Origin of the sequence: Ramlibacter sp. Leaf400 (assembly GCF_001424545.1) — a bacterium.
Lineage (GTDB): Bacteria > Pseudomonadota > Gammaproteobacteria > Burkholderiales > Burkholderiaceae_C > Ramlibacter.
The window spans coordinates 13,660-37,252 of record NZ_LMQL01000001.1 but is presented as its reverse complement, the minus strand read 5'-3'; the positions used below and the strand labels follow the sequence as shown (position 1 = coordinate 37,252).

Here is a 23,593-nt window from a genome sequence, read left to right as displayed (position 1 = left end):
ATGAACCTCTCCCGTGCCCTGCTTTCCCTCCTGGCGGCGGCTGCCCTGGCCGGCCCCGGCGGCGTGCACGCGCAGCGCGCCCGTGAGCCCGTGACGCTCAACTTCGTCAACGCCGAGATCGATGCGGTGGCGCGAACGATGGCGGCCATCACCGGGCGCAACATCGTGGTCGACCCCCGCGTGAAGGGCACGATCTCGCTGGCGACCGAAAGGCCGGTGCCGCCGCAGACCGCGTTCAACCAGTTCGTCTCCACGCTGCGGCTCTCGGGCTTCACGGTGGTGGAGTCGGCCGGCCTCTACAAGGTGGTCCCGGAAGCCGACGCCAAGCTGCAGACCGGCGCCGTGTCGGTCGGCCCGCCCCCCGGCGGCTCGCAAGTGGTGACGCAGATCTTCCGCCTCAGCCACGAGACCGCCAACAACCTGGTGCCGATCCTGCGGCCGCTGATCAGCCCCAACAACACGATCAACGTGAACCCCGGCAACAACTCGCTGGTGATCACGGACTACGCCGACAACCTGCAGCGCATCGGCCGCATCATCTCGGCGCTGGACAACCCCAACGCCACCGACGTGGAGGTGATCCCGCTGCAGAACGGGCTGGCCGCCGACCTGGCGCCGGTGGTGCAGCGGCTGGTGGACAGCGGCGGCGCGACCCCCGCCGCCGCGGGGCAGGGCCAGGCCGACACGTCGTTCCGCACGGCGGTGATCGCCGAGTCGCGCAGCAACAGCCTGATCGTGCGCGCGGCCAACCCGGCGCGGCTCAACCTGGTGCGCAGCCTGGTCGCGCGGCTGGACCAGCCGACGCCGCAGAACCCGACCGGCAACATCTACGTGGTCTACCTGAAGAACGCCGACTCGGTGCGGCTGGCCACGACGCTGCGCGCGGCGATGGCCGGCATGTCCACCGGCGGCACGACCGGCATCACCGGCGGCCTGCCGGGCTCCCCGGGCACGATCAGCACCAGCCTGCCCGCCACCACCCCGACCGGCATGGGGACGGGCGGCGCCACCGGAGCCGGCCCCGCCGCGGCCGCGGCACAACCGGCCGCGCAGCCCTCCACCGGCGGGCAGATCCAGGCCGACCCGGCCACCAACTCGCTGATCATCACGGCGCCGGAGCCGCAGTACCGCCAGCTGCGTGCGGTGATCGACCGGCTGGATTCGCGCCGCGCGCAGGTGTTCGTCGAAAGCCTGATCGCCGAGGTGAACGCCGACAAGGCCGCCGAATTCGGCATCCAGTGGCAGAACGCCTTCGGCAACCGGGGCGACAAGAACATCGGCGTGCTGGGCACCAACTTCAACACGGGCGGCGCCAACATCATCAACCTGCAGCTGGGCGCGGCCAGCGGCAACATCACGGCGCCCTCCAACGGCATCAACCTGGGCCTGCTGCGCAACATCAACGGCACCTACATCCTGGGCGCGCTGGCGCGCTTCCTGGAGTCGAACGCAGACGCCAACATCCTCTCCACGCCCAACCTGCTGACGCTGGACAACGAGGAGGCGCGCATCGTCATCGGCCAGAACGTCCCGTTCGTCACCGGCCAGTTCACCAACACCGGCGCCGCCAACGGCGCGGTCAACCCGTTCCAGACCATCGAGCGCAAGGACGTGGGCCTCACGCTGCGCGTGCGGCCGCAGATCAGCGAGAACGGCACGGTGAAGATGCAGATCTTCCAGGAGGTCTCGAGCGTGCAGGCCGCGTCGATCAACTCGGCCACCGGCCTGATCACCAACAAGCGTTCCATCGAATCCAACGTGCTGGTCGACGACGGCGCCATCGTGGTGCTGGGCGGCCTGCTGCAGGACGAGTACAACGGCAGCCAGGAGAAGGTGCCCCTGCTGGGTGACGTGCCGGTGGTCGGCAACCTGTTCCGCAGCGAGGCGCGCACCCGCCGCAAGACCAACCTGATGGTGTTCCTGCGGCCGCTGGTGGTGCGCGACGCCGCGCAGACCGACGAGATCTCGCTGGATCGCTACGACCTGATGCGCCTGAAGCAGGAGGCCGCCCAGCCGACCCCCAGCCTGGTGGTGCCGGTCAACAACGGCCCGGTGATGCCGGTGCCCGCCAGCCGCATGCCGCCCGCCGGCCCGCCGGTGCCCGCCGAAGCCGCCGTGCCCGGCGCCACGCCCGCCGCGCCGTTGCCGCCGGCCGCGCCGCTGCCGCCCGCCGCCCCCGCGACGCCCGAAGCCCCCGCCCGCTGATGCCGACCCGCTACCCCCTGCCCTACAGCTTCGCCCGCAGCCACCAGCTGCTGGTGGAGGACGACGGCCAGGCGGTCACGCTCTGGCACGCGGCCTCCCCGGCGCCCAGCGCCTGGAGCGAGGTGATGCGCAAGTTCCCCGTGCGCGAACTGCAGCAGCTGGCCCCCGAGGCGCTGGCCCAGCGCATCAGCGCTGCCTATGCCCAGGGCGAATCCAGCGCCGCCACGGTGGTGAGCGAAGTGCAGAACGAGGCCGACCTCTCGCGCATGATGCAGGAGCTGCCGGCGGTGGAAGACCTGCTGGAGACCAGCGACGACGCGCCCATCATCCGCATGCTCAACGCGCTGTTGACGCAGGCCGCGCGCGACGGCGCCAGCGACATCCACATCGAGCCCTACGAGCGCCACTCCTCGGTGCGCTTCCGCGTCGACGGCACGCTGCGCGAGGTGGTGCAGCCCAACCGCGCGCTGCACGCGGCGCTGATCTCGCGCCTGAAGATCATGGCCGACCTGGACATCGCCGAGAAACGACTGCCGCAGGACGGCCGCATCTCGCTGCGCATCGGCACGCGCGCGGTCGACGTGCGCGTCTCCACCCTGCCCAGCGCGCACGGCGAACGCGCCGTGCTGCGCCTCCTGGACAAGAGCGAGAGCAAGCTGAGCCTGGAGTCCGTGGGCATGACCGGCGAGACGCTGCGCCGCTTCCTCGCCCTGATCGGCCAGCCGCACGGCATCATCCTGGTGACCGGCCCCACCGGCTCGGGCAAGACCACCACCCTCTATGCGGCGCTGTCGCGGCTGGACGCCGGCAGCAGCAACATCATGACGGTGGAGGACCCGATCGAGTACGAGCTGCCCGGCATCGGCCAGACCCAGGTCAACGCCAAGATCGACCTGGACTTCGCCAAGGCCCTGCGCGCCATCCTGCGGCAGGACCCGGACGTGATCATGATCGGCGAGATCCGCGACTACGAGACCGCGCAGATCGCCATCCAGGCCTCGCTCACCGGCCACCTCGTGCTGGCCACGCTGCACACCAACGACGCCGTCAGCGCCGTCACGCGGCTGACCGACATGGGCGTGGAGCCCTTCCTGCTCAGCTCCTCGCTACTGGGCGTGCTGGCCCAGCGCCTGGTGCGCAAGCTGTGTTCGCACTGCGCCGGCCGCGGCTGCGGCGAATGCGGGCAGACCGGCTACCAGGGCCGCACGGGCGTGTTCGAGCTGATGCTGGCCGACGAGAAGATCCGCACGCTGATCCACAACCGCGCATCGGAAGCGAACATCCGCGAATCGGCGCTGGGCGCCGGCATGACGCTGATGCGCGACGACGGCGAGCGGCTCGTGCGCGAAGGCGTCACCTCGCGTGAGGAAGTTCTGCGGGTCACGCGCGACTAGCGGTCCGGCTCCACGCGCTCGGGCACGCCGGGCTTGCCCGGCAGTTCCACCGGCGCCTTCTTGCGGCCGTCTTCCGAGGGCGGCATCCTGGGCTTCTCGTCGCCGGGCTGCGGGTCGGGGTTGTTCACCGGCGGCACGTTCTCCGGCGCCGGCACGTCATGCAGCCGCTGCGGTGCGGCGTTCATTTGCGCTCGCCTCCCGGACCGGTCGGGCCGCTCTCGACGACAGGGTCATCCTCCTCGTCCTCGATGTCGGCCGCCATGGGCTGGGGGCGATCCGGCAGGGGCGGCCGCCGCCGGATGTCGGGTTTGCCGGCGATCTCGCGTTCGGCTTGCGGGATCTGCTGGGCTTCGGGCATGCGCTCCATGTCGCGCGGATCGGGCGTGGTGTCGGTGGGCATGGTGGTTCCTGCTCCTCTGGTGAGCTCGAGCCTTCATGCTGGGCCGCATGCCGTGGGGCCGCACTCGGCGCGGTGCGCGGCTTGATGTCAGCCCGCACCGACAGCCGTCAGGCCAGCCCGAGCCGGTCCGCCAGGTCCAGCAGGCTACTGCAGTGCAGGTCGTTCTCCGGCCGGGGCGAGACGTCCTTCGGCTGGGCCGCGCCGAACTCGAGCGGACGTTCGATGTAGGCGGTGCGCAGGCCGCAGCGCCGCGCACCCGCCAGGTCGTCGTGGTGGGCCGCCACCAGCATCACCTGCGAAGGCTCGACGTCGAACACCTTGGCCACGCCGAGGTAGGTGGCGGGATCGGGCTTGTACGCGCGGAACACCTCGGCCGACAGCACGCAGTCCCAGGGCAGCCCGGCGCGCTTGGCCATGCGGGTGAGCAGGCCGATGTTGCCGTTCGACAGCGTGCAGATGACGTAGCCGCGCTTGAGCCGCGCAAGCCCGGCCACGCTGTCGGGCCAGGGATCGAGCCGATGCCAGACCTTGTTCAGCTCGGCGCGCTCGGCCTCGCCGAGATGTCCGAGGCCGAACCGCGGCAGGATGTCGTCGAGAATCAGGCGGTGCAGGTCGTCGATCAGCGTCCAGCCCAGCTCGCCGCTGGCCACGCGCGCCATCGCGGGCTTGTAGCCGGCGCGCCAGGCCCGCGCGAAGGCGTCGCCGTCCACCTGCGGATGGCGCTCGCGCATCTCGCGCACGATGCTGCCGTGCCAGTCGACCACGGTGCCGAAGATGTCGAAGGCCAGCACCTGCACCTGCGGGACCGGCGGGGTTGCGTCATGGGCCATGCTCAGTCCACCTTCACGTTGGCGGCCTTGATCACCCGCTCCCACTTGGGCACTTCGGCCTCGATCAGGGCGCGGAACTGCTCGGGCGTGGAGCCGCCGACCAGGAAGCCCTGGCTGCCGAAGAACTCCTTGATGTCGGGCGCCTCCAGCGCCTTCACCACCTCGGTGTTCAGCCGCGCGAGCACCTCGCGGGGCAGGCCGGCCGGCGTGAACAGCCCCTGCCAGGACGTGGCCTCGAAGCGCTCCAGTCCCGCCACGCCGCTCTCGGCGATCGTCGGCACCTCGGGCAGCAAGGGATGGCGCCGCAGCGACGTCACCGCGATCGGCCGCACCTTGCCGGCGCGGATCTGCGGCAGCAGCACCAGGAGGTCGCCGAACATGGATTGCAGGCTGCCGCCCAGCATGTCGTTGAGCGCGGGCGCGCTGCCCTTGTACGGCACGTGCGTCAGCCGCGCGCCCGTGGCCAGGTGGAACATCTCGCCCGTCAGGTGCATCGAGGTCCCGTTGCCCGGCGTGCCGTAGGTGATGGGGTCGGCCTTGGACGCGGCGATGAAATCGCGCACCGTGCGCAGGTTGCTGCCGCTGCCCACCGCCAGCACCAGCGGCGCCGACACCACCGAGCTCACCGGCGTGAAATCGCGCAGCGTGTCGTAGGGCAGCCTGGGGTACAGGCTGGCGGCGATAGCGTTGCTGCCCGTCACGCCCATCAGCAGCGTGTGGCCGTCGGGCGCCGACTTGGCCACCGAATCCGCGCCGGTCGTGCCGCCGGCGCCGGGCCGGTTGTCCACCACCACCGGCTGGCCCAGCGACACCGCGAGCTTCTCGCCCAGCCGTCGCGCGAGCAGGTCCGTGCTGCCGCCAGGCGGGAACGGCACCACCAGGCGCACAGGCTTGCTCGGAAAAGCCTGGGCGAAGGTGAGCGTGGGCAGGGCGGCCAGCGCCGCGAAGGCATTGAAGCGGCGGCGACGAAGGGCTTGGGGCATGGTCGGCCTTTCTGGGGGGTCAGGAGTGGAAGGTTCGGAAGCGATCCGGCGCGAACGGCCGCAGGTCGACCTGCGTGGGCCGGCCCGCCACCAGGTGCGCGAGCTCGCGGCCGGTGCTGGCGCCGGCGCACATGCCCACGTGGCCATGCCCAAACGCCAGCCAGGCGTTGGCCGTGCGCGGCGCCCGCCCGATCACCGGCAGGCTGTCGGGCAGGCAGGGCCGATGGCCCATCCAGCGCGTGGTGCGCGAGCTGTCCAGGTGCGGGAACATCTCGCGGCCCTTGGCCAGCAGCACGTCGGCGCGGTGGTAGTTGGGCGGCGGCGCGAGGCCGGCGAACTCCACGCTGCCGGCCAGCCGCAGGCCCATCGCCATCGGGTTGACCATCAGGTTGTATTCGGGCGCCATCACCGTGTGGCGAAGCTGCAGGTTGTTGCTCTGGACGGTCACGTGGTAGCCGCGTTGGGTCTCCAGCGGCACCTCCGATCCGAGCTGCGCGGCCAGGGGACGGGACCACGCGCCCGAGGCGACCACCACGCCATCGCACGGCAGCATCTGGCCGGAGGCGAGGCGCACCGCGGTCACGGTGTCGCTGCGCTTCTCGAATCCGGTGGCCGTGTCCTGCACCGTGACCGCGCCGTCCGCGATGCACTGCGCATGCAGGGCTTTCACCAGCGCCTCGGGGTCGAGGGTGGAGCCGTTCTCGGGCGCGAGGATGCCGAAGCGGAAGCGCCCGCGCAGGTCCGGCGCCATCTGCGCGAGTTCGTCCTCGCCGATGTCCCGCAGCTCCACGCCGAGGCCGCGGCGCAGGTCCATGCCCCAGCGCCAGCGCGCGGCGGAGGGGCCGGAGCCGTAGACGTACAGGCAGCCGGTCCGGCGCACCAGGTGCGTCGCCCCCGCGCGCTCCAGCAGCGGCGCATAGCTCTCGAAGATGGGCGCCAGCAGGCCGCGCATCGCGGTGGCGATGCGCACCACTTCCTCGCGGCTCGAATGCCGCAGGAACCGCAGCAGCCACGGCAGCAGCGCCGGCAGGTAGGCCGGCCGGATCGCGAGCGGCCCTTCCGGGTCGCGCAGCCAGCCGGGCACCTGCTTCCACATCCCCGGCATGCCCACCGGCAGGCAGGCGCTGGGCGAGAGCGAGCCCGCATTGCCGAACGAGCAGGCTTCGCCCGGCGGGACCGGCGACACGAAGGTGATGCGGTGCCCATCGCGCTGCAGCCAGGCGCCCGCGCAGGTGCCCACGATGCCGGTGCCGAGCACGACGAGATGCATGGGGCCAGTGTAGCCAGCGGTGCGCCCGCGCCTGAGCCGCGCGGGTGGTACGAGAAACGTTCGCACGCATCAGTGGCCCATCGAGATTTCATCAATGACGCGCTTGCCGCTGCGCCTATGCTCGACGCATGTCCCGCATCAAGCCCGCCCACGCGCTGCTGGCGCTCGCCGTCGTCGCCGTCTGGGGCACCAACTTCGTGGTGATCCGGGCGGCGCTCGACGAGTTGCCGCCGTTGCTGCTGGGCGCGCTGCGCTTCCTGCTGGCGCTGGTGCCTGCCATCTTCTTCCTGCCGCGCCCGCGCGTGGGCCTGGCCAACCTGGCCGGCTACGGCCTCTTGATCGGCGCGGGCCAGTTCGGCCTCTTGTACATCGCGATCGACGGCCGCATCTCGCCCGGGCTCGCATCGCTGGTGGTGCAGACGCAGGTGTTCTTCACCATCGGCCTGGCCATGTGGCTGGCCGGCGAGCGCCTGCGCGGCCACCAGCTGCTGGCGGTGTTGATCGCGGCCACGGGACTGGCGGTGGTGGGCTGGCACACCGACGCCACCACCACCGTGGCCGGCCTGCTGCTGGTGCTGGGCGCCGCGGCCTCCTGGGCCGGTGGCAACATCCTGACCAAGCGAGCGGGAAGCATCAACATGCTGGCTTACGTGGTGTGGTCGTCGGCGTTCGCGGTGCCGGTGCTGTTCGCACTTTCGTTAACGTTCGAGGGCTGGGATCGGATGAGCACGAGCGTGCAGCAGGCATCGACCGGCGCCTGGGCCGCCGTGGCCTGGCAGTCGTGGGCCAACTCGCTGTTCGGGTACGCGGCGTGGAACTGGCTGCTCTCGCGCTACACCGCGGCCACCGTCACGCCGCTGGCCTTGCTGATCCCGGTGTTCGGGATGGGCGCGTCGGCGGTCTGGCTGGGCGAGCCGCTGCCCGCGTGGAAGCTGGTGGCGGCGGCGCTGGTGATCAGTGGGCTGGCGCTGAACCTGTTTTGGCCGCAGGGAACCCGGGCGATGGCATCGCCCGCGGCCGATCGGAGGTAGCGGATGGAGCGAGCTGTTTCACTGCGCCACCTGCGCTGCTTCCTCGCGGTCGCCGAATCGGGTTCGTTCACCACCGCTTCCTCGCGCCTCTTCCTGACGCAATCGGCCCTGACCGCGACCATCCAGCAGCTGGAGGAAGCGGTCGGCCTCAAGCTCTTCGACCGCACGACGCGAAGGGTCGTGATGACCGAGGCCGGTGCGCTGTTCCGGCCGCAGGCCGACAAGATCCTGCGCGAGTTCGACAACGCCGTGGGGGACCTGCGCGCCCTGGCGCATGGGCAGAAGGGCCACATCAAGGTGGCCGCCATCCCCTCGGTGATCTACCAGTTCCTCTCCATCGCGATCCCCGCCTTCCGCGAGCAGTTCCCGGACGTGACGATCTCGCTTCGCGACGCGGGCGCGCTGAGGATCGAACAGATGGTGCTGGACGGGGAGGTGGACTTCGGCATCACCGCCCGGCACAAGGGCTTCGACGACCTGGACTACTCGCCGCTGATCTCGGACCGCTATGGCGTGGTCTGCCGGCCCGACCATGCGCTGGTGCAGCGCACGCAACCGCTGCGGTGGAAGGACCTGCCCTCCAGGGACTACGTAGCCTTCAGCCGCGACACCGACGTCGGCTCCTTCCTCGCGGCGCACGCGGCCGAGCTGCCCATCGTCAACGACGAACACGACGAGGTTTCCGGGACCACGGCCCTGTTCGCCCTGCTGACGACGGGCACCAGCTATTCGATCGTGCCGGCTCTGGCCACCAAGGCCGGCAGCTTCCAGGGCCTGACGTTCCGGGAGCTGACCGACCCGGCCCTCAGCCGCGAGATCTTCCTGATCACGCGCCGCCTGCGGTCGATCTCGCCGACCGCCAGGCACCTGCTGGAGGTGCTGCTGGCCAGCATCGAAAGGAAGGAGCTGCCCGAGGGCGTTTCGCTGATGCGGCAGTTCGGCGAGAGCGCCAGGAAGTAGCCCCGGCGCTGCCTGCGCTGCCGACGTTGTTTGCGCTCAGTCGACCTTGACGTTGGCGTCCTGGACCACCTTCTCCCACTTGCGGGACTCCGAGCGCATCAACTCGCCCAGTTTCTCCGGCGTGCCGCCGGCGATCTCGAAGCCGGCTTCGCGCAGCTTGTCGCGCGTCTCGGTGTCTTCCAGTGCCGAATTGAAGGCCTTGTTCAGCTTGGCCACGATGTCGGCCGGCGTGCCGGCGGGCGCCACGATGGCGTACCAGGCGGTCAGCTCGTAGTTGGGCACGCCGGATTCGGCGACGGTCGGCAGGTCGGGCGCGAGCGCGGTGCGTCGTTCGGTGGTGACGGCCAGGGCGCGCAGCTTGCCGTCCTTCACGAACGGCATCACCTCCGGAAGGATGGCGATCATCATCTGCGTCTGGCCGCCGATCAGGTCGGTCAGCGCCGGGGCGCCGCCCCGGTAGGGCACGTGGCTGATCTTGGCGCCGGTGGCCTTCTTGTACATCTCGGCGCCCAGGTGCGCGGGCGTTCCGTTCCCCGCCGACGCGTAGTTCACCTTGTCCGGGTTGGCGATGAGGTACTGGTTGAGTTCCTTCATCGTCCGCACGGGCACGGAGGGATTCACCACCACCAGGCTGGGCAGCGTGGTCGCCAGCACCACCGGCGCAAAGTTCTTCAGGGGGTGGTAGGCGAGCTGCTTGTAGAGGTGGGCGTTGACGGCCAGCGCGGCCGAGGTCCCGAGCAGCAGCGTGTAGCCGTCCGGGGGCGCGGAGGCCACGAACTGCGCCCCGAGGTTGCTGCCCGCGCCGGGCTTGTTCTCCACCACGACCGACTGCCCCAGGCGCTGCTGGAGCTTGAGCGCCAGGGTGCGCGCCAGCGCGTCGGTCGAGCCGCCGGGCGGGTACGGCACCACCATCTTGATCGGCTTGGTGGGAAAGGTCGCGGCGGACTCCTGCGCGTGGGCCACGCAGAGCGGCAGCACGGCCGCGAGGAGCACGCTGGACACGGACAGGGCGAAGCTTTTCATCAGTGACACCTCAGGAAGGAAAGTGAAGGAAACATCGGCGGCGGCATCAGCGGGCGTAGCCGTGCAGCCGGTCCGCTGAAACGAGGTTCTCGTCGCGCTCGGCAAGGGGGCCGTAGCCCCCGCCACCGGGCGTGCGCAAGATCACTTCGTCATTGGGGGCCAGGACGTGGGGCCGCCGGCTGTCGATGGCCACGCCATTGACCAGCACCTCGCCGCAGGCGCCGTGGCCGCCGCCCGCAAGACCCGGCGCGGGCACGCGGATCCGCTCCGTCAGGAACACGATGGACACGGGCGTCTCGTGCCGGTTGACGAAACAGATCTCTTCGCCGAGGCCGCCGCGGAACCGGCCGGCCCCGCCCGAGCCGGGCCGCAGCCGCTTGTAGCGGAAGAACAGCGGGCTGTCCCGCTCCGCCACCTCGATGGGGGTGGGAGAGATGTTGCTCGGCCAGGACATCGCCGAAGAGCCGTCCTTGCCCGCGGTCGCGCCCAGTCCACCGTTGTAGAAAAGGACGGTGGCGAAAGGCTTGCCGTTGCTGCGCGTCCCCGAGAGGTTGGCGATCCACAGCGGCGACCCCGCACCCGCCATCACGCGGTCGGGCAGCACCGAGGCCAGTGCGCCGAAGATCGCCACCGGCACGTAGTGGCCGGTACACGCGCGACCACCGACAGGGGCCGGCGAGTTGGGGTTGAGGATGGTCCCCGCCGGGGCGATCGCCACGATCGGGCGGAACAGCCCATCGTTGTTCGACAGCTCGGGAAGCAGCAGGCACTTGATCGCGTAAACCGTCATCGCCGACGTGTAGGCCAGCACGCAATTGATCGCGCGCGGCTGCTGCCCGGACGTGCCGGTGAAATCGCACTCGACGCGGCCATCGGCCACGCGCACGGCGACCACGAACCGCAGCCTCTGGTCGAAGCCGTCGGTCTCCATCTCGTAGCGGTATTCGCCTTCGGGGATCTTGCGGATCGCCTCCCGCATGGCCGCTTCGCTGCGGTCGAACAGGGCGGCCGCCAGGTCGTCGATGCCGGCCAGGCCGTACTCGCCCAGCACTTCACCCAGGCGCGTCGCGATCAGTTCCACCGCGCCCACTTGCGACCAGATGTCGCCGACGGTCTGCTCGGGGGTCCGCACGTTGGTGCGGATGAGGGTCAGCAGCGACTCGTCGGGCCGGCCGTTGCGCAGCAGCCGCATGACGGGGATGTGGAACCCTTCCTCGAACAGCTCGCGGGCGTCGACCGAGCGGATCTTGCCGCCGATGTCCGGCACGTGGCCGGCCGTCGCCGCGAAGCCCACCAGGCGCGCCTGATGGAAGATCGGCTTGACCAGGCACACGTCGTTGAGGTGGCCGGTGCCGATCCAGGGGTTGTTGGTGATGAACACGTCGCCCGGTTCCATCGCGCCCGCGCCGACCTGGTCGAGCACGGCACGCACCGTGCGCGGCAGCGTGCCGATGAACGAGGGGATGCTCCCGCTGTTCTCGGCCAGCGACCGGCCTTGCGAGTCGGTGACGACGACGGCGAAGTCGTTGGCCTCCGAAGACAGGGTCGAGAACGACGTGCGGACGATCAGCTTGGCCGCCTCGTCCGCGATCGAACGCACGCGGGTCCAGAACACTTCCAGGAAGATCGGATCGGTGGCGCCCGTGTCCGCGGCGGCAGGGGTCTTGGTCGTCATGCTGCGTCCTTGATCGTGATCACCAGGTTTCCGCTCGGGGACTGCTGGACGTGTCCTCTCGGCCCGACCACCAGGGTCGAGCTCGCGTCCTCGATCAGCAGCGGGCCTTCAGCGGTGAAGCCGGCCCGCAATGCGGACCGCTCGAACACCGGCGTGGGCACGTAGTCACCGGCTTCCTTGAAATAGACCTGCCGCATCGCCTTCGGGCTCGCCTTCTCGCCGGTCGGCAGGCTGTCGGGTTCGAACTGCTTGCGCGGCGGCGACTCGCCGGACACCCGCAGGTTGACCAGCTCCACCGGCACGTCGGGCGGCGTGCGCCCGAACTTCTCGCGGTACACCGCCTCGAACGCATCGACCAGCGCGCTGCGGGTGGCCTGCACCGACGGCGCACCGTCGCCGGCGTAGGGACCGGCCGGCAGCGTCACCGACAGGTTGAAGCCCTGGCCGACGAAGCGCCCGTCCGCCTGGCGGGTGAGCCGGGCCGGGCCGAACGTGGTGGAGACGTTGTCCAGCGCCGCTTGCGCGTCGCGCTCCAGGGCGGTGAACGCCTGCTCGAGCTCTTCCAGCGAATTCGTCGCGGGCCGGAACGTGACGGTCCTGGAGCGGTCGGCGCGCGCGGGCGCCACCAGCAATCCGTAGGCCGACGCCACGCCGGCCGCGGGCGGGCAGATGATGGTCCGCACGCCGATCTTCTGCGCCACGTAGTACGAATGCAGGGGGCCGCCGCCGCCCGTGCACAGCAGCACGAAATCACGCGGGTCGCGGCCGCGCTCGGCGACGTGCACGCGCGCAGCGCCAGCCATGTTCTCGGCCACGATGTCGTGCACGCCCCAGGCCACTTCCACCACGTCGCGCTCGATCGAGCGGGCCAGGCCGTCCAGCGACTGGCGGGCGAGCTCCGTGTCGATGTGCAGCGTGCCGCCGGCGAAATAGCCCGGGTTGAGGTAACCGAGCACGAGGTTCGCGTCCGTGACGGTGGGTTGCTCGCCTCCGCGCCCATAGCAGGCGGGCCCCGGCTCCGAGCCCGCACTCGCGGGCCCGACCTTGAGCAGGCCCAGCAGGTCGCGGTGGGCGATGCTGCCGCCGCCGGCGCCGATCTCGATCAGGTCGACCGTCGTGATCTTCAGCGGCAGTCCGCTGCCTTCGGCGAAACGCTTGCGCCGGGCGGCCTCGAAGCCGAAGGCGATCGACGGCTTGGCGTGCTCGACGAGGCACAGCTTGGCCGTGGTGCCGCCCATGTCGAAGGCGAGCAGGTCGGAATGGCCGTCGCGCTGGCCGTAGTGCGTGGCCGAGATGGCGCCGGCGGCCGGTCCGGATTCGAGCAGCTCGATCGGGTTGCGCTTGGCGTCCGAGACGTGGCTCAGGCCGCCGTTGGACAGCATCATGAGGACGCCGCTTCGCAGGCCCAGGGCCGCCAGGCGCGTCTCCAGCGAGTCGAGGTACCGCGTGGCCAGCGGCTTGATGTAGGCATTGGCGACCGTCGTCGAGACCCGTTCGAACTCCCGGATCACGGGCGCCACGTCGCACGACAGCGTGAGTCCGAGATCGGGGAAGTCCTGCCGGATCCATTCGGCCACCGCCCTCTCGTGCTGTCCGGAAGCGTACGAGTGGAGCAGGCAGACCGCGACCGACTCCACGCCGGCATCGACCAGGCGCCGGACGGCGGCGCGCACGCCGGTGCGGTCCAGCGGTTCCAGCTCGTTGCCCTGCGCGTCCAGCCGACCGCCGATCTCCTGGCGCAGGTTGCGCGGCACCAGCGCCGGCGCGCGCTCGATCGTCAGGTCGTAGAGGTCGTACTTGCGCTCGTGGCCGATCTCGATGACGTCGGAGAAGCCTTCGTTCGTCAGCAGGCCGGTGCGCACGCCGCCTCTTTCGATCAGCGCGTTGGTGAACAGCGTCGTGGCATGCACCACCCGCGTGACCCGCGAAGGATCGATGTCGCAGGAATGGAGCAGCCCGGTGACGCCACTGATCACGGCTTCGGTGGGATCGCCGTGCGTCGTCAGCACCTTCAGGCTGTGCAGCTTGCCCGCGGCGTAATCCAGGGCGACGACGTCGGTGAACGTGCCCCCGATGTCGATGCCGATCGCCCAGTCCTTCGTCTGCTGCGCCTTCATGCGAGCTCCTCGCACGCCAGGCGGATGCGCCGGCACCCCTCGCGCAGGCGCTCCTCCGAATCCGCGAAGGAGATGCGGAAGAACGGCGAGAGTCCGTAGGCGTCGCCCTGGATCACGGCGATGTTGGCGGCGTCCAGCAGGTGCAGCGTGAAGTCCATGTCGGTGGCGATGGTCGAGCCTCGCGGCGACTTCTTGCCGATGGCGCCTTCGCAGGACGCGAACAGGTAGAACGCGCCCTCGGGCCGGTGGCAGCGCACGCCGGGCGCCTGGTTCAACAGCTCCACGACCAGGTCGCGGCGCCGCTGGAAGACGGCGCGCGTTTCGGGGATGAAGTCCTGCGGCCCGTTCAGGGCGGCGACGGCGGCGGCCTGCGAGATGGACGACGGATTGGACGTGCTCTGCGACTGCAGCTTGACCATGTTCTTGATCAGCGCGGCGGGGCCGGCGGCATAGCCGATGCGCCAGCCGGTCATGGCGTAGGCCTTGGAGACGCCGTTGACGGTCAGGGTCCTGTCCCTCAGCCGCGGCTCGACCTGCGCGGGCGTGACGAACTCGCGGTCGTCGTAGACCAGGTGCTCGTAGATGTCGTCCGCGAGGATGCACACGTGCGGGTGGCGCAGCAGCACGTCGGCCAGCGCGCGCATCTCGTCGCGCGTGATGACCGCGCCGCTGGGGTTGTTCGGCGAATTGAGCAGCAGCCACCGCGTGCGCGGCGTGATGGCGCGCTCGAGCTGGTCCGGCGTCAGCTTGAAGCCGGAGGCGGCATCGCATGGGACCAGCACCGGTGATCCTCCGGCCAGCCGGACGATGTCCGGATAGGACACCCAGCAGGGTGCGGGGATGATCACCTCGGCGCCGTGCTCGACCGTGCACATCAGGGCGTTGAAGATGGCCTGCTTGGCGCCGGTGCACGCGATGATCTCGCTGGTCTCGTAGTGCAGCCCGTTCTCCCGCGCGAACTTGTCGCGGATGGCCGCCTTGAGCTCGGGCGTGCCCCCGACGTCGGTGTACTTGGTCTTGCCCGCTTCCATCGCCCGCTGCGCGGCCTGCCGGATGTGCAGCGGCGTGTCGAAGTCCGGCTCGCCGGCGGTGAGGCCCAGGACGTCGCGCCCGGCGGCGCGCAGCTCGCGCACGCGCTGGCCGGCCATGGAGCTCGGGGACGGTTTGATTCGATTCAGTCGATCGGCGATGTGGATCACGTCTTCATCCTTTGGACGGTCAAGGCTTCGCCAGCTGCGCGGGGGCGGCGCTGGTGGTTGCTGTCGGGGTCAGGGGGCCTGCGGCCGGGAGCGTGTTTGGAGAATAGGTTCGGTGTTTGTTCGCGACAAATGAAAACGAACGATCGACTATTCGCCCCGAGAGATAAGTCGCGCGTGCTCGGCTGGCGACTCCAAACGAAAAAAGCGATGACGCGCCACTCGCGATAGCTAGCAAAGACCCGGATAGAAAACAGATCGCGATTGACCTTGACTTTGTCTTGGCCAGCGGCGGGTTGACGCCGATCGGGCCAGGCAACAAGGAGGCCATCATGAAGAAGCCGACCCAGGCCCATGGATGGGCAAGTCAGTTCGCCAGCGCCCGGCCCCGGCACGGGGCCAGCGGGACGACCACCAGGCGCCCCGCAAGCATCGAGACCTACCTGCTCCTGGGTGCGACCGGCCTCATCGCCTCTTGCGCCTCTGCTCCGCCACCCGCGCAGCAAGCACAGCCACAGGCGCCCCAGACACAACAGGCGCCGAACCTGGCGGCCACTCCCGTGCTGTCCAAGTTGAGCAACCCGTGGGACATGGCCTTCCTGCCCGATGGAACCATGTTCTTCACGGAGAAGTGCAAGGGCCTCTCAGTGCGGCAGCCCTCCGGCACCGTCACCCGCCTGCTGGGCATGAAGGATTCGCAGGGTTACGCCACCACGGCCCCTGACCTGATCTGCGATGGCCAGGCCGGCATGAACGGCGTTGCGGTCGACCCCAACTTCGCCAGCAACCGGTACGTCTACGTGTACTCCACCTCCAGCATGGCGCAGCCGACGACCAACCGCGTCATCCGCTTCGCGGTGAGCCCCGACGGGACCCGGTTGTCCGACCGGAAGGACATCGTCACGGACATCCCCTACAAGGTCGCCAAGAGCGACCACCCCTTCGGCGACTCGGGCGCACACAACGGCGGACGCATCCGCTTCGGACCCGCCGACGGCTTCCTGTACGTGACCACGGGCGACAACCACAACGGCGAAGTGCCCCAAAGCCCGACGCGCATGGGCGGCAAGGTCCTGCGGATCGACCGTGAGGGCAAGGCCGCTCCGGGGAACAACCCGCCGCAGGGATTCGATCCGCGAGTCTTCACCTACGGGCACCGCAATCCCCAGGGGATCGCTTTCCGCCCGGGCTCCAACCAGCCCTTCACGATCGAGAACGGCCCCTGGCATACGGATGAGGTGACCGCCCTCGTGCCGGGCGGCAACGGTGGGTGGGATCCGCGTTCCAACGTCAACGGTCGTGGCGATTGTCCCGACAGGTACTGCGGCTACAGCCCCAACCAGATGGGCGCCATGCCCAACAAGGAACGGTCCGCCTTCATGCCGATGACGGACCTTCGCACCTATCCGAATGCGATGAAGCCGGCCTGGACCAACGAGGGCCTGTCCCAGGGCATGTCGTCGGGCACCTTCCTGAACGGCAAGCAGTGGAAGGGCTGGGACGGGAAGATGGTGGTGTCCTATATGGGCATCGGCATCCACGGAACGCCCGTCGGCAATCGCCTCGATGTCCTGGACATCAGCGCCGATGGCGCCTCGGCCAAGAGAACCACCATGTCGCTGCCCATGCCGGCGGGCCGCTTCCGCTCGGCGGTCCAGGGGCCGGACGGGAGCCTGTTCGTCGCCACGGACGAAGGCGAGATCTACCGGATGACGCCCAGCTGATGCTCCACCAGCCGAAGTCGATGCGCCGGGCTGTGGCTGCCGCCTCGGCTTGTGGTTCCCTGTTTCTTGCCGGTTCCGCCGTCGCAGACGAGGAGCTGTTCAAGAAATCCAACTGCCTGGCCTGTCACGCCATCGACCAGAAACGGCTGGGACCGTCCATGAAGGACGTGGCCGCCAAGTACAGCGGCGACAGCGGGGCCGCGGACATGCTGGCCAGGAAGATCCGGGAGGGCGGGGTCGGCGTGTGGGGCCAGTTGCCCATGCCTCCGCAGCCTCAGGTGTCCGAGGCCGATGCGAAGGTGCTGGCTGAGTTCATCCTGTCGGTCAGATAGCCGGAACTGGTGCCGAGAGGAATGAAGAAAGGGGCTCACATGGAGCCCCTTTGGTCGGAAATCCTTGCTGCGCAAGGACATTAGGAGATGTTGTCCTTGGGCGGAATCGAACCACCGATACGCACAGGCCTCGCCAACCCTAGTGATTTCCTTGTGGTTTCCACTCTCTGGGTCCGGCGCAGTGTCCCAGTCGCGTGGTGCCAGACGTGCGCGCCAGGCTCCCCGAGGCCCTACCGCCTGCCGCTTTCAGTCGAGCGGATCAGTCGTGAAAGATGGAAGCTAGCAAGCTTAATTTCCTCACGCGATAGCCGCTCAGGCTCATTGCTAAACTGAACGTATGTCGCAGATCGTGGATGCGAACGTTGTCAGCGATGCCGACGTTGCGACGAATGCGGTATCCCTTGCGACGCCTTCGGCGAATACACAGGAAACCGCGTGGGCTCGTGCTCCTCACGAGGGCTCAAAGCACAAAGCTGCTCTTCTCGTATCCGGCGTTGATTCAAACGCGAACCGCCCGGAGCCGTGAAGCTGCCGAGCGTCGTGATTGCGTGGCGGGCGCGAGCTTGTCCGTGCTGTGGTTCGGACGGATCGGCTGACGCCATCCAAATGGAGCGGGAAAAGAGTCTCGAACTCTCGACCTCAACCTTGGCAAGGTTGCGCTCTACCAACTGAGCTATTCCCGCGGGGTGCCGAAGAAAAAGCCCCTGATCTTTCGATCAAGGGCTTTCCTTGGATCTGGTGGCCTGGGGCGGAATCGAACCACCGACACGCGGATTTTCAATCCGCTGCTCTACCAACTGAGCTACCGGGCCGTGAGCCGGCAATTATAGCCTAGCCGGCGCTTCGCTTGCCTCGGGAGAGGTCGACGCCGAGCTGCTTGAGCTTGCGGTACAGGTGGGTGCGCTCCAGGCCGGTCTTCTCGGCCACGCGGGTCATGGAGCCGCCCTCCTTGGCGAGGTGGAACTCGAAGTAACTCTTCTCGAACTCGTCGCGCGCGTCGCGCAGGGGCTTGTCCAGCTCGAACGTCTGGCGCGCCTGCGGGCCCATCTCCACCGGCGCGGGGATGGTCTGACCGCCGGTCATCGCGGCTTCGACGGTGAGTTCGGCCATCGGCGGGATGGGCGTGCTCACGTAGCCGGGACCGGGCTTGGGCCGGATGCCGGCATTGCCAGGCGTCTCGCGCGTGAGCGCGCCCTCGACGGCCTTGAGCAGCTTCTGCATCGTGATCGGCTTCTCGAGGAACGACTGCGCGCCGATCTTCGTTGCCTCCACCGCGGTCTCGATGGTGGCGTGACCGCTCATCATGATCACCGGCATCGTGAGCTGGCCGGTGCTGGACCACTCCTTGAGCAGCGTGACGCCGTCGGTGTCCGGCATCCAGATGTCCAGCAGCACGAGGTCGGGGCGGGCGCGTGCCCGTGCGGATCGGGCTTGTGCAGCGTTCTGCGCCAGTTCGACGTTGTGTCCTTCGTCGTTGAGGATTTCCGAGAGCAGGTCGCGGATACCCAGTTCGTCGTCGACCACCAGTATGTTTGCCATGTTCTCGATTGCTGTAGCCGGCGCGGCTCTCAGCAGGTTGTTGTCAGGCTGCAACCGCGAATGATAGCGAGACTTGCGCCCCCGCAATCACTCCGTCCTCCACCCGGTTCTTCACATCGATGCGAGCCCCATGCTCGTCCGCAATCTTCTTGACCACCGCAAGGCCGAGCCCCGTGCCCCGGTCCTTGGTCGTGACGTAGGGCTCGAAGGCGCGCTTGAGGATGTGCTCGGGGAAGCCAGTGCCGCTGTCGCGCACCACCAGCCGCACGCGCCGGTTGGCCTCGTTCCACTGGGTGCGGATCAGCACTTCCTTGCGCGCGGAGCCCTCGGTCGCATCCTGCGCGTTCTGCAGCAGGTTGTGGATGACCTGGCGCAACTGCTGGGGATCGCCCAGGATCTTCGGGCAGGTGGCGTCCAGCTCGGCGCGCACCGGCACCTGCGAGCCCGGGCCCGGTTCGCCCTCGCGCACGTAGAGGTGCAGCACGTCGTTCACCAGGCCGTTGAGGTCGATCGGCTTGAGCTCGGCCGCGGGCAGGCGCGCGTAATCGCGGAATTCGTTGACCAGCCGCTTCATCGCGTCGACCTGGTCCACGATGGTCTGCACCGACTTGCGCAGGATCGCGCGCTCGGGCTCGGCCACCTTGTCGCCCAGCTTGTGGGCCAGGCGCTCGGCCGACAGCTGGATCGGCGTGAGCGGGTTCTTGATCTCGTGCGCCAGCCGCCGCGCGACCTCGCCCCAGGCCTGCGCGCGCTGGGCCGAGACGATCTCCGAGATGTCGTCGAACACCAGCAGGCGGGCCGGCTGGCCCCCAGGCTGTTCGGAGGGCATCTCCGCGCCGCGGGCCACCAGCGTGATCGCGCTGCCCTGCGCCGCCGCCCCACCCTGCACCGGCGCCAGCTCGAAAGACTGCTGCCAGTGGTCCAGGCCGTGCTGCAGGCGGTCGTTCATGTAGTCGTCGAACTGCGTCTGCACGGCGGCCCCGAAGGTCTCCAGCCCCGGCACCTCCGCCAGCGGCCGCCCTTCGTGGGCCGCGAGCGGGATGCGCAGGATGCGCGTGGCGCCCGGGTTGGAGGTCTCGATGCGTCCCTGTTCGTCCAGCACGATCACGCCGGCGGTCAGGTTGTCCAGGATGGTCTGCAGGTGCGTCCGCGCGGCGTTGACCTGCCCCATGCTCAATTCCACGGCAGCGCGCGCGTCGGCCAGCTGCTGAGTCATCTCGGCGAAGGATCGCGTCAGGCCGCCGAGCTCGTCCTTGCCCAGCAGCACCGGCTTGGGCGACAGGTCGCCGGCGGCCACTTCGCGCACGCCTGCGGCCAGCAGCAGCAGCGGCCGCGCCAGCTGGTTGCCCAGGATGACGGCCAGGAAGATGGCGCCGAACACCGCCAGGAACAGGCTGAGCGTGAGCGTGCCGATGTACATGCGCCGCAGGCCGTCGCGGGCCAGCGCACGCTCCTGGTACTCGCGGTAGGCCTCCTGCACCGCGATGGCGTTGGCCACCAGCGTGGGCGGCAGGCTCTGCGTCACCTGCAGCACGCGCGGCTCCGCCAGCAGGCCGAGCCCCGGGCCGGGCACGATGGCCAGGGCCTTGATGCGGGCCTGGCTGGTCGAGCCGGGGTCTTCCAGGCCCTCCACCACCGCCATCGAGCGCTGCGCCCGCACCCTGCGGATCTGCTGCACCGTGGGCCGCTCGGGGCTGAGCAGCAGGCGCGACTGGCCGGCGCTGGCGACCAGCTGGCCGCTGCCGCTCCACAGGATCAGGTCGTTGGCCGACAGCGGCTCGCGCAGGCGGTCCAGGGCCAGCGCGGCGGAGGTGTCCGGCACCTCGGCCAGTTGCGCCGCGGCGACGCGCGTCTTGTTGGCCAGGTCATTCGCGAGGGTGTCCAGCGTGGAGCGTCCCAGGCTGAGGCCCGCGTCCAGCGCGCCTTCCACCTTGACGTCGAACCAGCTCTCGATCGAGCGCGAGACGAACTGGTAGGACACCACGTAGATCAGCAGGCCGGGAACGAACCCCACCAGCGCGAAGATGGCCGCCAGCTTGACCAGCAGCCTGCTGCCGAACTTGCCGCGCCGCACGCGCGAGGTGAGCCGCACCGCGACCCAGCCGATCACCAGCAGCAGCAACCCGGCCACCACCATGTTCACGGCGAACAGGCGGCCGTAGTTGCGCTCGTACAGCTCGCGGTTGCCGGTGGCCTGCGTGAGCAGGAACATCAGCACGATCGCGATGGCGATCATCACCGCGGCGCCGACCAGCAGGGCCCAGCGCACGGCTCGCCGGCTGCCGAAGGTGGGCTTCGGCTCGGCCGAGACTTCCAGCGGCGTGATCACCGGCCGTTCTCCAGCGCGAGGCGCTGGTTGCGACCGGCCACGATGTTCCAGTCGGACTGGCCGACCGCGCCGATCTGGAAGGGCCGGGGCAGCTGCGAGACGTCCAGCCGGAAGCGGAAGTCCACGCTGTACTTGGCGTCCGGCTCCAGGTCCGACAGCTCGGCGATCTTCCAGCGCGAGATGTGGCGCACGGCCGCGAGCGCCTCTTCCTGGGTGTCGAAGCTCTGGCCCAGCGCCAGGCCCGAGCTGCCGATCGGCGTCGGCGAGACCTGCAACCGCCAGCGGCGCGTGAGCGGCTGGTAGGACAGCCGCATGTGGCGCGAGCCGCCCGCTATGTGCTTGTCGTACCAGTACCAGCGGTCGCGAAGGAGCGAGGCGTCCGCCACGAAGAACATGGGGATGCCCTTGAGCAGCGCGTCCTCCACCGCGGGCGGCAGCTCGAAGCCGACGCTCGCGCTGAGCAGCACGCCTTCTTCGGTGCGTTCCAGGCGCAGTTGGGTGACCTCGGCGCCCTGGGCGCGCACCCACGCCGGCGCGGCCAGCAGCAGCACCGCCGCGAGCCAGCAGACGCAGCGCTCAAGCCAGCGGCGACGCAGCATCCGCGCGCTTGTCCAGCGCGGCATAGAAGAAACCGTCGTGGTCACCTGCAAGATTGTCCCGGAGGGGCTCCTGCCCCGCCCCGGCTTGCGGTCGCAAATGCCCGGGGCCGGGCCGCAAAACGGCCTCATTGTTGTGTGCAACAAACGCTTCGACGCGGTGCTGGCCCTCCTCGAGAAAGACCGAGCAGGTGCAGTACAGCAGGCGCCCGCCGGGCCGCACCAGCGGCCACAGCGCGTCGAGCAGGCGGCGCTGCTGCGCGGCCAGCGTGTCGATGTCGCCGGGGCGGCGCAGCCAGCGCACGTCAGGGTGACGGCGCACGATGCCCGACGCGGTGCAGGGCGCGTCCAGCAGGATCCCGTCGAAGGGCCGCCCGTCCCACCAGCGCCCGACGTCGGCGGCGTCGGCCGCCACCACCTGGGCCTGCAGCCCCAGCCGCTGCAGCGTTTCATGGATGCGGTCGCAGCGCTGCGGATCGACGTCCAGCGCGGTGAGTTCGGCATCAACGCGCTCCAGCAGGTGCGCGGTCTTGCCACCGGGCGCCGCGCAGGCGTCGAGCAGCCGCAGCGGTTGCCCGGGCGTCGGCTCCAGCTCTTCCAGCAGCAGCGCAGCGGCGAGCTGCGCGGCAGCGTCCTGGACGGAGACCCAGCCCGGGTCGAAGCCCGGCAGCGCATGCACGGGGCGAGGCCGCGCCAGCACGATGCCGGCCTCGCCGACCGGCACGCCCTCGATGCCCTCGGCGGCCCACTGCTGCAGCAACTGCCCGCGGTTGGCGCGACGCACGTTCACGCGCAGCGTCATCGGCGCCGCCGTGTTGTTGGCGGCGAGGATCGCCTGCCAGTGCTGTGGGTGGTCCTGGCGAAGCCGGTCGATCCACCAGCGCGGGTGGTTCCACCGCGCCACGGGATCGCGGTCCGTCGCCGCGACCAGGGCATCGCGCTCGCGCAGGAAGCGGCGCAGGCACGCGTTGAGGAAGCCCGACTGCGCGGCGGTGGCCGGCGAGCGCTTGGCCGCTTCCACCGCCTGGTCCACCAGGGTGAACGGTTCGTAGGGCGCGTTGCTCGGGTCCCAGCACAGGGCCAGGGCCGTGCACAGCAGCGCGTCGGCCTCGGGCGGCGGTGGGCGTTTCGCAAGCTGCTTGCGCAGCGCGTCGGCGCGTCCGAGCTGGCGCAGGGCGTGGAAGGCCAGGGCCTGCGCGGCGGCGCGCAGCTCGGGCGCGATGCGCGCGATGGCGGGCGTGGCGGATTCGCCGCCGCGCACCGCAAGCACGACCGACGCCGCCGCGATGAGCTGTCGCCACAGCGGGATGGCGCCGTCGTGCGAAGGGTTCAAGTGGCGGGTCCCCTGGCCATGGGCATCGCTTCCAGCCCGCGGCCGGGCTTGAAGCCGAACAGCCAGGCCAGCAGCACGGCCGGGAACTGGCCGATGGCGTGGTTGTACCGCTGCACGGCCTGGGTGAATCTCTCGGCGCCGGCGATGCACTGTGCCGTCATGTGCGCGCGAGTGTCCGTGAGCGTGTCGGGCAGGCGCGGTCCCGCGAGGTCGTGCGCGTCGTCACGCTCGGCGCGCTCCCAGGCGGTGGCCAGCACCGACTGCGCGGCCGCGAGCGCCGCGATGCGCTCGGGCTCCAGGGGCTTCTGGCGGGCCGACGCGAGCGTGGCTTCCAGCTGCGCCGCCGCGCCCTGCAGCCCGCCCCAGAAAGAGCCGCCGATGCCGTCGAACACCGAAGCCGGGTGGTCGCCGTCCTCGGGCAGCAGCTGGCCCACCAGCTGCACCTGGCGCGCCAGTTCCGCATCGAGCGCGGCAAAGGCCGAGTTGGCTTCGCCGCGCAGGCGCACCAGCCGGTTGTAGGCGCCCACCGCCCAGAACAGCAGGACGGCCGTGGCGACCCAGGAGACGAGCGTGGAGGACATCGGGCTTTCGAGTCGGCGGTAGAAAGGAAAACGCCCCACCCGCTTTCACGGGTGGGGCGCCTAGTTTAGTGAAGC

General features: G+C 69.8%; 20 protein-coding genes and 2 tRNA genes. 6 read left to right on the top strand and 16 right to left on the bottom strand.

All coding sequences use genetic code 11. The annotated features are described in order from the left end of the window. Entirely contained in the window at window positions 1–2,205 is a 2,205-nt protein-coding gene (gspD, locus tag ASG30_RS00160) for a type II secretion system secretin GspD (protein ID WP_055890819.1), read from the top strand. Further along, window positions 2,205–3,599 (top strand): GspE/PulE family protein, encoded by a 1,395-nt coding sequence (locus ASG30_RS00155; RefSeq protein ID WP_055890817.1) that lies wholly within the window; start codon window positions 2,205–2,207, stop codon window positions 3,597–3,599. Before gspD ends, ASG30_RS00155 begins: the two co-directional genes overlap by 1 nt. Here ASG30_RS00155 and ASG30_RS00150 read toward each other — a convergent pair. The 5 genes from ASG30_RS00150 to ASG30_RS00130 all read right to left on the bottom strand — a co-directional run bounded on the left by ASG30_RS00150 (window position 3,596) and on the right by ASG30_RS00130 (window position 7,082). Beyond that, on the bottom strand, window positions 3,596–3,784 hold the full coding sequence (locus ASG30_RS00150; RefSeq protein ID WP_055890814.1) for a hypothetical protein: 189 nt from the start codon (window positions 3,782–3,784) through the stop codon (window positions 3,596–3,598). The two genes, ASG30_RS00155 and ASG30_RS00150, sit on opposite strands and share 4 nt — an antisense overlap. Further along, complete coding sequence (locus ASG30_RS00145; RefSeq protein ID WP_055890812.1) at window positions 3,781–3,999, bottom strand: hypothetical protein; 219 nt, start codon at window positions 3,997–3,999, stop codon at window positions 3,781–3,783. The genes ASG30_RS00150 and ASG30_RS00145 overlap by 4 nt, the downstream gene beginning before the upstream one ends. Window positions 4,000–4,106: 107 nt before the next feature. Next, a complete protein-coding gene (locus tag ASG30_RS00140) occupies window positions 4,107–4,829 on the bottom strand; it encodes a haloacid dehalogenase type II (protein ID WP_055890809.1) in 723 nt (240 codons plus the stop codon). Window positions 4,830–4,831: 2 nt separating this feature from the next. Continuing rightward, window positions 4,832–5,812: a Bug family tripartite tricarboxylate transporter substrate binding protein gene (locus ASG30_RS00135; protein WP_055890806.1), complete on the bottom strand. Its 981-nt coding sequence runs from the start codon at window positions 5,810–5,812 to the stop codon at window positions 4,832–4,834. 19 nt (window positions 5,813–5,831) lie between these two features. Continuing rightward, window positions 5,832–7,082: an NAD(P)/FAD-dependent oxidoreductase gene (locus ASG30_RS00130; protein ID WP_055890804.1), complete on the bottom strand. Its 1,251-nt coding sequence runs from the start codon at window positions 7,080–7,082 to the stop codon at window positions 5,832–5,834. Between the two features lie 128 nt (window positions 7,083–7,210). Between ASG30_RS00130 and ASG30_RS00125 the strand changes: the two genes are divergently transcribed. Together ASG30_RS00125 and ASG30_RS00120 are read left to right on the top strand one after the other, a co-directional pair. After that, a complete protein-coding gene (locus ASG30_RS00125) occupies window positions 7,211–8,113 on the top strand; it encodes an EamA family transporter (protein ID WP_055890802.1) in 903 nt (300 codons plus the stop codon). A 3-nt stretch (window positions 8,114–8,116) separates the two neighbouring features. Next, on the top strand, window positions 8,117–9,073 hold the full coding sequence (locus ASG30_RS00120) for a LysR family transcriptional regulator (protein WP_055890799.1): 957 nt from the start codon (window positions 8,117–8,119) through the stop codon (window positions 9,071–9,073). Window positions 9,074–9,109: 36 nt separating this feature from the next. On the opposite strand, the gene ASG30_RS00115 is transcribed toward ASG30_RS00120, so the two are convergent. Genes ASG30_RS00115 through ASG30_RS00100 form a run of 4 tightly spaced genes read right to left on the bottom strand, consistent with a single transcriptional unit; the run spans window position 9,110 to window position 15,036 of the window. Then, window positions 9,110–10,096 carry a Bug family tripartite tricarboxylate transporter substrate binding protein gene (locus tag ASG30_RS00115; RefSeq protein ID WP_055890796.1) on the bottom strand — a complete coding sequence of 329 codons (987 nt, stop codon included), beginning with the start codon at window positions 10,094–10,096 and terminating at the stop codon, window positions 9,110–9,112. A 46-nt stretch (window positions 10,097–10,142) separates the two neighbouring features. After that, complete coding sequence (locus ASG30_RS00110) at window positions 10,143–11,771, bottom strand: hydantoinase B/oxoprolinase family protein (RefSeq protein ID WP_055890793.1); 1,629 nt, start codon at window positions 11,769–11,771, stop codon at window positions 10,143–10,145. Beyond that, on the bottom strand, window positions 11,768–13,888 hold the full coding sequence (locus ASG30_RS00105; protein WP_055890790.1) for a hydantoinase/oxoprolinase family protein: 2,121 nt from the start codon (window positions 13,886–13,888) through the stop codon (window positions 11,768–11,770). Before ASG30_RS00105 ends, ASG30_RS00110 begins: the two co-directional genes overlap by 4 nt. Then, window positions 13,885–15,036 (bottom strand): pyridoxal phosphate-dependent aminotransferase, encoded by a 1,152-nt coding sequence (locus ASG30_RS00100; protein WP_055890788.1) that lies wholly within the window; start codon window positions 15,034–15,036, stop codon window positions 13,885–13,887. Before ASG30_RS00100 ends, ASG30_RS00105 begins: the two co-directional genes overlap by 4 nt. A 380-nt stretch (window positions 15,037–15,416) precedes the next feature. Between ASG30_RS00100 and ASG30_RS00095 the strand changes: the two genes are divergently transcribed. Together ASG30_RS00095 and ASG30_RS00090 are read left to right on the top strand one after the other, a co-directional pair. Next, window positions 15,417–16,808, top strand: a complete 1,392-nt coding sequence (locus ASG30_RS00095) for a PQQ-dependent sugar dehydrogenase (RefSeq protein ID WP_082521785.1) — start codon at window positions 15,417–15,419, stop codon at window positions 16,806–16,808. Continuing rightward, window positions 16,808–17,140 carry a c-type cytochrome gene (locus ASG30_RS00090; RefSeq protein WP_235579704.1) on the top strand — a complete coding sequence of 111 codons (333 nt, stop codon included), beginning with the start codon at window positions 16,808–16,810 and terminating at the stop codon, window positions 17,138–17,140. Before ASG30_RS00095 ends, ASG30_RS00090 begins: the two co-directional genes overlap by 1 nt. 607 nt (window positions 17,141–17,747) lie before the next feature. Here the strand turns inward: ASG30_RS00090 and ASG30_RS00085 are convergent. The 7 genes from ASG30_RS00085 to ASG30_RS00055 form a co-directional block, all read right to left on the bottom strand. Further along, window positions 17,748–17,823 (bottom strand) — tRNA-Gly (locus tag ASG30_RS00085). A 53-nt stretch (window positions 17,824–17,876) separates the two neighbouring features. Next, window positions 17,877–17,952: transfer RNA gene (locus tag ASG30_RS00080), tRNA-Phe, on the bottom strand. A gap of 19 nt (window positions 17,953–17,971) precedes the next feature. Then, window positions 17,972–18,679 carry a response regulator gene (locus ASG30_RS00075; RefSeq protein ID WP_055890785.1) on the bottom strand — a complete coding sequence of 236 codons (708 nt, stop codon included), beginning with the start codon at window positions 18,677–18,679 and terminating at the stop codon, window positions 17,972–17,974. A gap of 43 nt (window positions 18,680–18,722) precedes the next feature. Then, window positions 18,723–21,005, bottom strand: a complete 2,283-nt coding sequence (locus tag ASG30_RS00070) for a sensor histidine kinase (protein ID WP_055891858.1) — start codon at window positions 21,003–21,005, stop codon at window positions 18,723–18,725. Then, a complete protein-coding gene (locus ASG30_RS00065) occupies window positions 21,005–21,607 on the bottom strand; it encodes a DUF4390 domain-containing protein (RefSeq protein WP_156385363.1) in 603 nt (200 codons plus the stop codon). Before ASG30_RS00065 ends, ASG30_RS00070 begins: the two co-directional genes overlap by 1 nt. Then, the gene (rsmB, locus tag ASG30_RS00060) at window positions 21,585–22,937 is read right to left on the bottom strand and encodes a 16S rRNA (cytosine(967)-C(5))-methyltransferase RsmB (RefSeq protein ID WP_082521784.1); all 1,353 of its coding nucleotides are present in this window, start codon (window positions 22,935–22,937) and stop codon (window positions 21,585–21,587) included. Before rsmB ends, ASG30_RS00065 begins: the two co-directional genes overlap by 23 nt. After that, window positions 22,934–23,518, bottom strand: a complete 585-nt coding sequence (locus ASG30_RS00055) for a LemA family protein (protein WP_055890782.1) — start codon at window positions 23,516–23,518, stop codon at window positions 22,934–22,936. The genes rsmB and ASG30_RS00055 overlap by 4 nt, the downstream gene beginning before the upstream one ends. Window positions 23,519–23,593 lie beyond the last annotated feature (75 nt).